This is a genomic window from Pseudomonas sp. Irchel s3h9, from assembly GCF_900187475.1.
GTDB classification, from domain to species: domain Bacteria; phylum Pseudomonadota; class Gammaproteobacteria; order Pseudomonadales; family Pseudomonadaceae; genus Aquipseudomonas; species Aquipseudomonas neuropathica.
Genome location: NZ_FYDH01000013.1, coordinates 95,252 through 107,674, shown reverse-complemented (window position 1 = coordinate 107,674; position 12,423 = coordinate 95,252). Strand labels below are relative to the sequence as shown.

The following is a 12,423-nucleotide window of genomic DNA, read 5'->3' as shown; positions in this document are numbered from 1 at the left end:
ACACGGCAGCGGCTGTAAAGGTAGCCAAGGGTAAAAAGGGTCGAGCGTCTTGTTGTGGTTTTGATTCTTGCTGACAGCGTAGCTGGAGCACAGTGGGGGATGGGCCAAAAGGGGATCGATGTGGCCAATTTGATTGACCGCCGGGATGCGGAAACAACAATGCCCGGCACTTGGCCGGGCATTGTGGTGAAGCGGATCAGCTCAGTCGGTGTAACCCAATCTCGCCGCCCTGCTCTGCTGAGTCTGGCTGCGTGTTGCCAAGCAGTAATACAACGGCACGGTGACAACCAGGCCCACCAGCCAGGACAAGTCCGCACCCTCAACCAGATTGGCGTACGGTCCGACATACAGCGAGGTGTTGGCGAATGGCAGTTGCACGAGTATGCCAATGAAGTAGGCAATGATCGCGTGCAGATTAAAGCGCCCGTAAATCCCGCCATCGGCGCGGAAGATCGAGGTGATGTCGTAGCAGCCGCGCTTGATCAGGTAGAAGTCGATCAGGTTGATCGACGCCCACGGTACCAGCACCAGCAGCAGCGCCAGAATCAAACCGATGAACTCGGAAATGAAGTCCGCCGACGCGCCCAACGCAACCACGCAGCAACCGGCCAGCACCACGCTCGACAACACCACGCGCACCTTGATGCTGGGCGTCCATTGGCTGGCAAACGTCTGAATCGAGGTAATGATCGACAGCACCGCGCCATACAGATTCAGCGCGTTATGGCTGATGATATTCAGCAGAAACAACACCATCAGAATCGGCCCGAGCCAACCGGTCGATTGCTTGACCGCGACCATCGCTTCGGTGCCTTCCGGGGTCGCCAGTACGGCAACCGCGCCGAAGCTGAACGACAGAATCGTGCCCAGCGTCGCGCCCAGATAGGTCGCCCAGAACGGCTTGGCAATGCCGATATCCGCCGGCAAGTATCGCGAGTAATCGGACACGTACGGCGAGAAACTGATCTGCCAGATAATCCCCAGCGATACCGTCGCCAGCCAGCCGGACAGGTTGAAACTGCCGCGAGTGAGGAAGTCCGCCGGCAAGTCATGGGCAAAGATATAGATGAACCCGGCGAGCAACGCGCCGCCCATCACCCAGGTGCCAATGCGGTTCAGCGTGTGGATGAAGTTGTAGCCGATCACGCCAATCGCCGTGGCCGCCAGTGCACCGATCAGAATGCTCAGCGGCGCCGGCACCGATGGCGCGATGCCGACGATGGATTTACCCGCCAGGACGATGTTGGAAATAAAGAAACCGATGTAGATCAGCGCGGCAAAGAACACGATCAGCAGCGCGCCGTAACGGCCGAACTGGCCGCGACTCTGAACCATTTGCGGAATGCCCATGCGCGGGCCTTGCGCCGAGGCCAGCGCGATCACCACGCCGCCGATCAGGTGCCCCAGCGCAATCGCCAGCAGCCCCCAAAGCAAATCGAGATGGAACACCTGAACCACCATGGCGCCGGTGACGATGGGCAGTGGCGCAATGTTGGTGCTGAACCAAAGGGTGAACAGGTCGCGGGCCTTCCCGTGGCGTTCCGCGAGTGGGACGTAGTCGACCGTATGGTTCTCGATCAACGGATCTTGCCGGGACATCTGGGACATATGCATGAACTCGAGTTTGTCTGTTCTTATCGTTGTATGAAGCCAAACCGGGGGGACTCTCTGGCCGCCCCTCAGATGCAGACCATATTATGGTATTCCAAACAATTCACAAGACTGATCCGTAGTTTACGACGCCAGCTGATACGCCATCCTCGCTGAAACCGTGGCCTGCAGACCAGCCGAAAGCCCCGTAAATGCTGAGTTTCCGACGAACGCGGCACGTTTATCGGTTCAGCTTAAAAGCCCTTGCAAAGATCGAATACTGGTATACCATCAGACCAACAAACACATAAAAACAGCAACACATCACCCGAGGACCGACCAATGATCGATGCCGCTATCTACAAACAAGTCATGGGCTCGTTCCCGTCCGGCGTAACCGTTATCACCACGCTGGACGATGACGGTCAGATCGTCGGCCTGACGGCCAGTGCATTCAGCTCGCTGTCGATGGATCCGGCGCTGGTGCTGTTCTGCCCCAACTACAGTTCTGATTCCTACCCGGTGCTGATCAAAAACAAACGCTTTGCCATCCACGTTCTGTCCGGCGGCCAGCAAAGCGAAGCCTACGCCTTCGCCCGCAAAGGCAAGGACAAGGCGCAAGGCATCGAATGGACCTTGAGCGAACTGGGTAACCCGATCCTCGCCAACGCTACAGCTATCATTGAGTGTGAGCTGTGGCGCGAATACGAAGGCGGCGACCACGCCATCATGGTCGGCGCGGTGAAGAACCTGATCGTCCCCGAGCAAATCGCCGGGCCGCTGGTGTACTGCCACGGCAAGATGGGCGCCCTGCCCGTCCTGGCCTGATCGTCAGCCCCGCACAATTCAACTGTAGGAGTGAGCCTGCTCGCGATAGCGATTTATCCGATGTCGATGTCTTTTCTGACACACCGCCATCGCGAGCAGGCTCACTCCTACAAGTTTTGTAGCCTCAACAATAAAAGACCCGAGGAAGCGTCATGAAATTTTCCCTGTTCATCCACATGGAACGCTGGGACGAAAGCGTCAGCCACCGCCAACTGTTCGAAGACCTCACCGAACTGACCCTGATGGCCGAGGCCGGCGGTTTCAGCACCGTGTGGATTGGCGAACACCACGCCATGGAATACACCATCTCGCCAAGCCCGATGCCATTGCTCGCCTACCTCGCCGCCAAAACCACCACCATCCACCTCGGCGCCGGCACCATCATCGCGCCGTTCTGGCACCCGTTGCGCGTTGCCGGTGAATGCGCGTTGCTCGACGTCATCAGCAACGGTCGCATGGAAGTCGGCCTGGCCCGTGGCGCCTATCAGGTTGAATTCGATCGCATGGCCGGCGGTATGCCTGCCTCCAGCGGTGGCCAGGCACTGCGGGAAATGGTCCCAGTGGTCCGCGCCCTGTGGCAAGGCGACTACGCACACGACGGCGACATCTGGAAATTCCCCACCTCCACCAGCGTGCCGAAACCAATTCAAAAGCCCAACCCGCCAATGTGGATCGCCGCCCGCGACCCGGATTCGCACAACTTCGCCGTGGCCAACGGCTGCAACGTGATGGTCACGCCGCTGATGAAGGGCGACGAAGAAGTCCTCGACCTGAAGAACAAATTCCAGACTGCGCTGGACAACAACCCCGACGTGCCACGCCCGCAACTGATGGTGCTGCGTCACACTCACGTGCACACCGCTGATAATCCGGATGGCTGGAAAGTCGGGGCGAAAGCGATCTCACGTTTCTATCGCACGTTCGATGCGTGGTTTGGCAACAAGCAAACTCCGGTCAACGGTTTCCTCGCGCCGAGCCCGGAAGAGAAGTTTGCCGGGCGTCCGGAGTTTGAGTTGGAGAGCCTGCACAAGACCGCGATGATTGGTACGCCGGAAGAGATCATTCCGCGGATCAAGTACTACCAGGAACTGGGTGTGGATGAGTTCAGTTTCTGGTGTGACAACAGCTTGCCGCATGAGGAGAAGAAGAAATCGCTGGAGCTGTTTATCAAGCATGTGGTGCCGGCGTTTCGGTGAGTCACTGCTGATTGCCTGCCCCAAATAAAAAAGCCCCGAGCAGTTCGGGGCTTTTCAGTTCAGCATGCAAATATTCTTTTGGGATATTCCCACCGCAGAATCAAAACTCAAAAAATCTATCTTGTGAAATCCGCCTCTATACCTGGTCAATCATCAACTCCTGTTGTTGACTCATGGCTGCCTGCGAAAAATTGGCCTTCATCGCCAGAGTCAATTTATATCCAGCAAAAATCAGGCGCAATCTCACAAGCGACCCCAGCTGATACAAGAATATTTCTAACCCGTAGGACCGACTTCGCCTGACCGCTAAACACCAGAGTAGAGCCTTGCTGGAGCATATCTCTCGACATTAAAAAATTGTGACCTGTCACCTCGGAAACCGCCCTTATCTGTGCTTGATTCCAATAGTCGCCGCGACAGCGAACCTCATACCTGCACTCATCCAGCTGGATGCCGGGCATATTGGTGGTAACTACCGACCAGCCACACAGATCGCAGCGTGTTCCCTGAGTGCTACCCTCATTGAAGACAACTAATTCGCCTCTACACTGCTCGCATGCTGTTGGATAGGATTCATTCATTATGGGTTACCACGGTCAATAATCCGAAAGGAAAAACGGGAATGGACCACATTTTCGGAGTGCTGTCTAAATGTGGTCTGTCCCCATTCCATTCCAAATGGTTCAGACTTCGATGAGGCTACGTTGACTTCGAAACGGTGGAAAACGGGGCTAGCTGACATTTCCAAATGCTCGCTAAACGTAGTCTCCACCTATCAATTTCATACCACTATACGGATCAGCGATATTACTACCCAGCTCAGCAATTGCCTCTTTGATCTCGATAGCCACTTCTGACGAAAGCTCACTGACATTCTGGCTTGATATAAAGTCAAACAGTTCCGCCAATCCAAGGTATGCCGCAACGACGATCGCCCCCTGAGCAAAATCAAAATCAAACCCATCCCACTCATTGATCAAGGTTTTTTCTATTTGAGTCTTTAGTGACTCGCACAACTGTTCATAGGTGTGCCACTGACGATCGCTGAGTTCTAACAGAGCCTGTAAAAAATCAAACTTTGATTTTCCAGAAAAAGGTTTCTCGATCAGCAGTTCATGAAACTCGTTTGCCACATCTTCTACAGGCATCGAGTCAGGAAGCGATTGATAATAGAAAAAATTCTTCATCATTTATGATCTACACGCAATAAACCCGGGATTTAACTCAATTAGCGCGGGGAATCCCCGAGAATCTTTCCCCATTTTCTCTCTATCCTTTCTCAAGAAGCCCACTGGGTTTTCTCAGGATACTCGCCTTTTACGAAAAGCTGAGCGAGCTTCATACCCGCTCTTTCCGACCATTTTCCGCTTGCATCCAACGGGCACTCTTTAATGACGCTTATAGTTTCCTTTATTTTATCTAGCTGTATCAGACCCACATCACCGCCCCGGCCAAACGTATATTCCACATATGCTTCAGTCTCTACAACCTTATCCATCTCTATATAAATAGCCACGTACACCTCTTATCCATTTACCCACTCAATCTCTTGAAATTCTTGACGAACATACATCGTCAGACCAGCAATATCCTCAAAAGCCACAGTACCAAACTCTGAATAAAATTTTGCAACATACTGTTTAGAAGATAACCCCAAGGCTTCCGCCTCCGATCTTGGGTAAAAAGGGGACAGACCACGTTTTCGGAATGTTTTCTAAACGTGGTCTGTCCCCATTTATCCCGCTCTTTTTGAGCTCAATTGGGCAGCTGTTAAGTAAACACCGTTCAGATCCGACTTTTTATACAACTAATAGCGAATCCATTTCCCTGTAGGTATCAATTCCGGGCTATTAGGATCAACCAAATAGAGCCATTCCGGATCATGCCCTAATGTACCTACCAAAACACCTAACGCATTTGGGTTCGCTGGTGTATCCGCGTAGTGCACTATTCCAATATAGCTTCCTATACCGTAGGAACTTTGCAATTGAAAACGAAAAGAGCCATCAGCATTGTAAATCGCCGCATTATTAGGACAGTCAAAAAACCAAGGAAATCCAGGCGTACTAAACTTTGAAGGTTTCTCATTAAAAACCACCAAAACCCCTCTTCTGTCTTCAAGGATATAGGGCGTCTCACCGATTTGAAGGCGTATTTCAACGCCATTTTCAAGAACCAGATATTGTTCTAAACGTACGACTGGGTGCTCTTGCGCATATAGCATATTTTTTTTTGTGTCTTCGAAGCTGGTAGAGGTTCCGTTCCAGCTGACAAACGACTCGAAGAGCGCTCCATCATCGCACTCCCACCTCGTTCTAATTTCGCTGATCAACTGATTCACTGCAATGTCCTCACCGACTTCATATTAACTTCATAAAGCTCTGGATTAGTTCGGGGCGCTTTATCCATTAAATTCGCTTGATGGCCGCCACCAGGCAAGCGACTGTTATTTTTCGGAAAAAATGGGGAAAAAATGAAAGAAAAGGGGACAGACCACGTTTTCAGAGCGCTTTCTAAACGTGGTCTGTCCCCATTTATCGTCCTCGAGTTAAACGTCAGTTCATGAGCGCTGGCGACACTCGGCCACTGTCGAAGTGCTGCTTGAATATCTCCACGACAATCTCAAAATTTGAGCAGATGGCTGAACCAGCAACGGCGTCGCCTTGGATATGCATGATTCCGCCACGATTTTTATCGCCGTAAAATACTTTGACATCGTAGTCATCGCCATCATCAACGCCGAGCGTCAGTGCGTACTTGCCTGTCTCTGCAACAACCTGCAATGTCAAGAGTTCGAAGCCTGCTAATTCTTCAATATCCAGGGTTACACTCCCCAAATTTCGGCAGGACTCTTCAAGGTGCGCAAGGATATCGTTCCAAGATGGATCTCTTTGCGTGCCACCTTCACAGGTTCTGCCAAAACCGACCGTCCAAGAGAGAGAGCGCTTCATATTATTTCACCTCTTTTACTGATTTCATTCCAGGGCGCCAATAAAGCGTTTTACCTGTCGCAAGCTCTTTGATGGTAAGAGAGGACAGGCCAGACTCGTTAGCCATTGCAGCAATGTCTCCACGGCAGAACCCGCATACTGCCTTTCCAGATACCCTGAGTTCCATGCTCGCCCCGACCGTTTTCCCTGCAGTGAACGCCTGCTGGATCACACCAATTTCTGCATGTGCATCAGCCATATTGCCATTCGGGAGAGCTTTCTTTTGGGCAAACGGGGACAGACCACGTTTTTGGAGTTCTTTCTAAACGTCGTCTGCCCCCCCATTTATTCTCAGCTAATAACGAATCCACTTTCCAGTAGAAATCAACTGCGGGCTATTCGGATCAACCAAATAAAGCCATTCTGGCTCATGACCAACTGTGCCGATTAGCACTCCCAGCTTATCTGGATGATCGGGCATCGAACCAGAGTGCAGGGCACCTATATACCCGCCTTGACCATAAGTATTATGCAGCTGAAAACGCAATGAGCCGTCAAAATTATAAACTGCAGCATTATCAGGATAGCTAAAAAACCAAGGTACTTCTGGAATACTGAATCTCAAAGGTTCCTTTTCAAAAACCACTAAAAACCCAGTTCTATCAGGTAATATATTCAGCGCTTCAAGCATTGGAATATCAACCTCAACCCCCCCCTCTAAAACCAAAAACTGCCTACGATTTATTACGCTATGCTTTTCCGAATAGAGAATATATTTTCTGACATCATCAAAACTGGTGCGGGCCCCATCCCAACTAACAAATCGCTCAAAAACGACCCCATCGTCCATTTCTAAAGCCGTAACAACCTTACTTATTAATGCTGTCATTTGAGTGATTTTACCGAGTCGAAATGCACTTCATACAGCTCTGGATTAGTTCGGGGAGTCTTATCCATAAAATTAACCTGATTACCACATCCCTGCAACCGAATCCCATTTTTTGCGTCCCACATATCACCCACGTTCCCCTCACGAAGCCCCACACCAGGTTTAATGGGAGTATTCCGGCAGAACAGCGGACCTACAATATCAAGAGGAGTCATGCGGCTCACAAAAAAGGGGCGAATTCATCGAATTGAATTCGCCCCTTTTTTGCAGTGGTCATGAGTCAAAAACTAACCCTGAACCGGGCTTTTTCGATTCCTGCGCATTTGCTTGAGATTGAAGCGCAGTTTGCGCATCCCGTGAGCAATACGCGGAAACAGCAACGTCCAGCGAGGATGCACCACCACTCCGCACTCACGGCTGTCCTGTCGAGTCATCGAAGTAATCTGCTGCGGCAACGGCACACCGTACTTGATGCACTTGGTGATCAGTGCATCAACATTGCGTTCCATGAAATTCAGCGCAACGTCCCGTCCAGCATTGAACGACCCAACGTGTTTCTTCAACGCTGCCAGGGTGTCGCGGTACGCGGCATAACTTCCCATTACGTACTCGACATCTTTATGGCTCTGCGTAAGCGAACCGCTTCTGACCCGTTGTAAGTAAAAATCCGCCGAGGTGGCAAAAGTAGCGTGGCTGTGCAGATAAATGTTCATGCTGAACACATGATCCTCATGAGCTCGCCCTTCCAACCGAACCGCGAAACGCTCGCACACCGAGCGCTTGAAAATGTACTGCCACGTTGCAGCGTGATACTTGCCGGACAAGATCAGATCCTCGAGCAAGTCACGTCCGGCGTCGAACCAACCATTGCGGCTGGCCGCGGTGTTACGCCGCAACAGCTGTTTCTCGCCGTTGACTTCGGTGTACGAACGCTTGGAGAAATAAAACAACTCAAGCGCGGCATTGGACTGCACCTGCTCCACCAACGTCGAAAACATCTCTGGGCTGACCACATCGTCCGGGTCGCAAAAGAACACATACTCCCCGCTCGCCAATGCCAAACCATTGCGCCGTGCAGCACCAACGCCCTGATTATCCTGGGTGACGACTTTGACTTCCGCACGATGGCCGAACCCCGACGCGATGACGTCAAGCGTGCCGTCGGTCGAGCCATCGTTGATCAAGATGATTTCGTGCAAAGGCACGGGTTGATTAATCAGCGAATCAAGGGTTTCGGCGATGTAGGATTCAACGTTGTACGTGGGGATGATGACGGAAATTTTCGGGACAGACACGTTGTTGAACACCTGTGACGACGGCGTAGGCCATAAACGGGAATTTGTGAGGCAAAGTTGACGTGCCCAGGGTGAACGAAGGCACGTTTTCAACGCACTGAAGCAGAGCGATGCCAATATGATGGCACATGATAATGGCCGATGGTTAAGGCGTCAAAGGGAGACGACCGCAGTAACGAACTGACACAACTCATCAGTGATGTCAGGTGGCGAGAATGGATCGAGGGTGGTGCTTGAGCGAGCGCTCTGTGTAAAAATCGGATGGGCTGCATGGATTCGGTTTCTAGTATTTGTGTGGTGCAAACCAAGTTGCCGATTCATGCAGGTCTCTTCAACATTCCAACTTCTTGATTTTCTTTAAGAGAAATTGGGGATTCCTCAGGGTTTGCCCCCTTTATTCGTCCCCATTTATTCCCCAATGAATCAGTCTATCTTGGCGCGGTAAAAAGGGGACAGACCACGTTTTCGGAATGTTTTCTAAACGTGTTCTGTCCCCATTTATCCGCCACGTTGACTCCGGCTGCCAAGGCGCCCGTTTTGAAGTCCCCACCCGCGGCCAGTGAGCTCAAGCCCCCCATCAGCGCATGCAGGCCTATCTTCTCCAAACCACCGTCCTTCAGGTGGTTGCTCACTCCGATATCACCCACCAGGTTGAAACCATAGGCGGTAAACGCATTCACCAGGCTTTTTTGCACGGCATCACCCAAGCTGCCTTCACGGCCCAGGGCTTTGTTGAGCAACGCGGAGGTGGAGTTTTGCAACAACTGGTTTTCGGTAAAATGCGCGATACCTTGCAGGCTGCTCAGACCACCGGAATCGGCGACGATAACTTTTCCGGTGCTGGCCAATGCGCCTTTGGTGGATTCCGTCAACGCGGGGGATGTACGGGAAAAACGGGGACAGACCACGTTTTCGGAGTTCTGTCTAAACGTGGTCTGTCCCCATTTACATCACGCGGCATCGATGAATCCTTTCAATTGGTCGAACTGAAAGCTTAGCGGGCCGCACAGGACAAATGACGGCAAATTTTTACGTATTGTTGCAGTCAACTACATTAAACGTGATCTCTCCCCCTTTACCCCCAAGCTCGACCCAAGCGAAAGGCATTTCAAAGAAGCGCATAAAATAGTCCTCTCTGGGGAGAGAAATGTTAATTTTTAATCTCAAAAGGAGCGAAAACACTGTTGTACTCTAGACAAAACCATACAATCAGTCAGCCGACTCAACCGGACATTCAAAGACCAATGAACAGCTTATTTTTTCTTCCAGAAGGACTAGGCAAATAAATCTGCCCCCCTTTACTGCTCGCAATTTACTAATACGCAGGTATCACCAGACTTCACAACCAAGCTAATCGGCTTTTTGGTTACACCATCATCAGTTGATATTTCAACCAACAAATTTTGATTTTCGAAAGATTGCAACTCAGCGACAAGTTGCTTAATAGTTTTCCCCCGACCAACCCAGTCGGGAGTTTTTTTATCGTTCATATCAATCTCCAATGCGATTTAAGTTTGCATCGTAGGTTCCTGATCGTGTCTCTTTACGACCAAGAGCCTTAACTGAATTTGCCATCTCCCAAGCATCACCATTGGGTAAAAAGGGGACAAACCACGCTTTCAGAGTGCTTTCTAAACGTGGTCTGTTCCCATTTATTCCACTGAATTTCACTTACACGATTTTGGACAAGGTTTGATGGGTTGTCATAGGCAAGACCTCGCTCTAAGGATGTACCTGCGCCTTTTGCACCGACTAGCCTTGGTGTTCTTTAAAAAACCTCATGCCTCAGCAACTTAAAGCCACCACCTTGGCTAATCACTTTTTCTATATCAGCTGAACGATTTGTAGCGTTTACATAGAGCAAGACTTTATAGCTAGCGTAGTTCTGCTCTACTGGATCGCCGTCCAAAGGATCAATATTCAATTTTAAAACAAAATTCTCTGAATCACTCCTACCCCACATATAGTAAATACCACCTTGATAAGAGCTATCCCTTTCCTCAAAAATCTCTCCCAGCGCTCTTTCCACATCACTTCTCGCCGACAGAAGACATGATTTTTCCGCACCATAGAGATCATACACAATAGTCATTTCGGTAACACCGCACTCGGAGCACGACTTGCGGCTGTTACCGCAGAGTCATAGATCATAAAATTAACTTCGCGTCCTGCTTGGGCGCTCATCTTACTCGACAAATCTTTCAGGCCAAGGGCTTGCAAGTCTCTTGCACTCAACGGCCCCGTACGAGTTCCGCCACTCCTCAAACCTATTCCTAAGGATTGAGCGCGTTGCAAAAGTTCTGGACTTGCCAGCGCAACATCGAAGTCACTCACCCTGCCAACGTCAAATGCCTCCCCAGTTTTAAAGCTTTTACCTGTTACGGCACTTCCTTGAAGAATTGGCTCTACATTTTCATAGCCAGCACGTGCCAAACCATCTCGCGTATTTGTGCCAAAGCGAACGAAATCATCTGCACTTGAAAAACCTTTTGGGATTACAGCCCCTTTTGCACCACCCGCAGAATAATCCGGAGGCAAATCACAAGGCCCAGTGTTGTGTACCCAGGTCTTGAGCTCGCCAACGTAGAACGTATGCCCCACATCGACCGTCAGATTGTATGTTTTGCCCTCGGGCAGGTACAGCTCTAGCGATTCGACTTCGGACGAGGTGTTTTCGGTGTCGCCATCAGCCAGTGACTGTAGTAGATCACCCGGCTCCAGATCTTTGACAGGAATGAAGTCATGTTTGGCGGGTACATAGAAGGGGTGGTTCGGCGTAACCAGCAGGGTTTCGCCTTCCGCTGCGCCAGCGCCACGAACACTTTTGAGCTTGAGGCGGTAGATCGGTTGATCCGAACGCTGATGCGTTGCCAGAATGGCAGCAGCGAACGGCTTGCTCCCTTTCTCAGGCTTGCTCCAGACAACATCTCCCACCTTGAGCGACTCAATAACGCGGTCGCCTTGCGGTGTAGAAACTTTCGTACCCGCAGCAAAGCAGCAAAAAAAAGGGGACAGATCACATCTTCGGAGTGTTTTCTAAACGTGGTCTATTCCCTTTTATACACCACTGCTCATAATCATTCCTAACTTGTAAAAAGGGGACAGACAACGTTTTCAGAGCACTTTCTAAACGTGATCTGTCCCCATTTATCCTCTTAACGTAGTTTGCACGAGTTTTTCCATCAGTATTTATGCGCCTTAAGAACTCGACCATTGCTAGTCGATCTCGCTCTACAAGATCTTCAATCAAATCTTGCGTTGCCCAATGCAAAATCATGTCCGCCCCGTCCGCATCCTTGCAAAGGATCAAAATAAAAAGGGGACAGACCACGTTTTTGGAGTGCCTTCTAAACGTGGTCTGTCCCAATTTATCACCCATTTATCTTCCAACTCACACAATACTTAAAATATATAGATCATGCTTAAACTCCTCCAACTCTTCGGCAGGAATTCCCCTAAGCATTTCATCCAAGTCATTTCCCGCAAGTAGTTCAGCAATGCGTTCTTTATGATACTCCACTTGACTCGGATACCAACTGGACAAAACCAAACTCACCACTTCCAGCATTAGATACTCAAGCGGAGAATCAAAACTCCCACTCCCACCCGCATAGCCATCATAGACATCCGAGACAATCTGTTCTAAATTCCAAACACTCTTATCCTGAGCCTTGGCCATTGGGCCATGGTCTCTG

At 50.5% G+C, this 12,423-nt stretch carries 15 protein-coding genes and 1 pseudogene; 2 read left to right on the top strand and 14 right to left on the bottom strand.

Annotated features, from left to right (window positions below; translation table 11 throughout):
- Positions 1-201: 201 nt before the first annotated feature.
- Positions 202-1,608 carry a cytosine permease gene (locus CKW26_RS21365; protein ID WP_095050068.1) on the bottom strand — a complete coding sequence of 469 codons (1,407 nt, stop codon included), beginning with the start codon at positions 1,606-1,608 and terminating at the stop codon, positions 202-204.
- A 324-nt stretch (positions 1,609-1,932) separates the two neighbouring features.
- Between CKW26_RS21365 and CKW26_RS21360 the strand changes: the two genes are divergently transcribed.
- Both CKW26_RS21360 and CKW26_RS21355 read left to right on the top strand, forming a co-directional pair.
- The gene (locus CKW26_RS21360) at positions 1,933-2,418 is read left to right on the top strand and encodes a flavin reductase family protein (RefSeq protein WP_016987069.1); all 486 of its coding nucleotides are present in this window, start codon (positions 1,933-1,935) and stop codon (positions 2,416-2,418) included.
- Positions 2,419-2,570: 152 nt separating this feature from the next.
- Positions 2,571-3,614, top strand: coding sequence for an LLM class flavin-dependent oxidoreductase (locus CKW26_RS21355; RefSeq protein WP_007910852.1), 1,044 nt, complete (start codon positions 2,571-2,573; stop codon positions 3,612-3,614).
- A gap of 755 nt (positions 3,615-4,369) precedes the next feature.
- Here CKW26_RS21355 and CKW26_RS21350 read toward each other — a convergent pair.
- From CKW26_RS21350 to CKW26_RS21290, 13 genes and pseudogenes are all read right to left on the bottom strand, one after another.
- Positions 4,370-4,804, bottom strand: coding sequence for a hypothetical protein (locus tag CKW26_RS21350; RefSeq protein WP_095050067.1), 435 nt, complete (start codon positions 4,802-4,804; stop codon positions 4,370-4,372).
- A gap of 89 nt (positions 4,805-4,893) precedes the next feature.
- The gene (locus CKW26_RS21345) at positions 4,894-5,130 is read right to left on the bottom strand and encodes a hypothetical protein (RefSeq protein WP_095050132.1); all 237 of its coding nucleotides are present in this window, start codon (positions 5,128-5,130) and stop codon (positions 4,894-4,896) included.
- Between the two features lie 291 nt (positions 5,131-5,421).
- On the bottom strand, positions 5,422-5,955 hold the full coding sequence (locus CKW26_RS29735; RefSeq protein ID WP_141231876.1) for a hypothetical protein: 534 nt from the start codon (positions 5,953-5,955) through the stop codon (positions 5,422-5,424).
- A 214-nt stretch (positions 5,956-6,169) separates the two neighbouring features.
- Entirely contained in the window at positions 6,170-6,565 is a 396-nt protein-coding gene (locus CKW26_RS21340) for a hypothetical protein (RefSeq protein WP_095050066.1), read from the bottom strand.
- A 1-nt stretch (position 6,566) separates the two neighbouring features.
- Positions 6,567-6,803, bottom strand: coding sequence for a hypothetical protein (locus CKW26_RS21335; protein ID WP_095050065.1), 237 nt, complete (start codon positions 6,801-6,803; stop codon positions 6,567-6,569).
- A 96-nt stretch (positions 6,804-6,899) separates the two neighbouring features.
- The gene (locus CKW26_RS29730; RefSeq protein WP_141231875.1) at positions 6,900-7,433 is read right to left on the bottom strand and encodes a hypothetical protein; all 534 of its coding nucleotides are present in this window, start codon (positions 7,431-7,433) and stop codon (positions 6,900-6,902) included.
- Positions 7,434-7,720: 287 nt separating this feature from the next.
- Complete coding sequence (locus CKW26_RS21330; RefSeq protein WP_177409277.1) at positions 7,721-8,728, bottom strand: glycosyltransferase family 2 protein; 1,008 nt, start codon at positions 8,726-8,728, stop codon at positions 7,721-7,723.
- Between the two features lie 503 nt (positions 8,729-9,231).
- Positions 9,232-9,588 (bottom strand): annotated as a pseudogene (locus CKW26_RS21320) (DUF637 domain-containing protein); the annotation flags it as partial.
- A 438-nt stretch (positions 9,589-10,026) separates the two neighbouring features.
- Complete coding sequence (locus tag CKW26_RS21315; protein ID WP_095050062.1) at positions 10,027-10,218, bottom strand: hypothetical protein; 192 nt, start codon at positions 10,216-10,218, stop codon at positions 10,027-10,029.
- Position 10,219: 1 nt separating this feature from the next.
- On the bottom strand, positions 10,220-10,399 hold the full coding sequence (locus CKW26_RS30545; RefSeq protein ID WP_371917970.1) for a toxin C-terminal domain-containing protein: 180 nt from the start codon (positions 10,397-10,399) through the stop codon (positions 10,220-10,222).
- 97 nt (positions 10,400-10,496) lie between these two features.
- Positions 10,497-10,820: a hypothetical protein gene (locus CKW26_RS21305; RefSeq protein ID WP_095050060.1), complete on the bottom strand. Its 324-nt coding sequence runs from the start codon at positions 10,818-10,820 to the stop codon at positions 10,497-10,499.
- On the bottom strand, positions 10,817-11,677 hold the full coding sequence (locus CKW26_RS30295) for a Hint domain-containing protein (RefSeq protein WP_371917973.1): 861 nt from the start codon (positions 11,675-11,677) through the stop codon (positions 10,817-10,819). Before CKW26_RS30295 ends, CKW26_RS21305 begins: the two co-directional genes overlap by 4 nt.
- 442 nt (positions 11,678-12,119) lie before the next feature.
- Positions 12,120-12,407 carry a hypothetical protein gene (locus CKW26_RS21290; RefSeq protein ID WP_095050058.1) on the bottom strand — a complete coding sequence of 96 codons (288 nt, stop codon included), beginning with the start codon at positions 12,405-12,407 and terminating at the stop codon, positions 12,120-12,122.
- Positions 12,408-12,423: the final 16 nt, after the last annotated feature.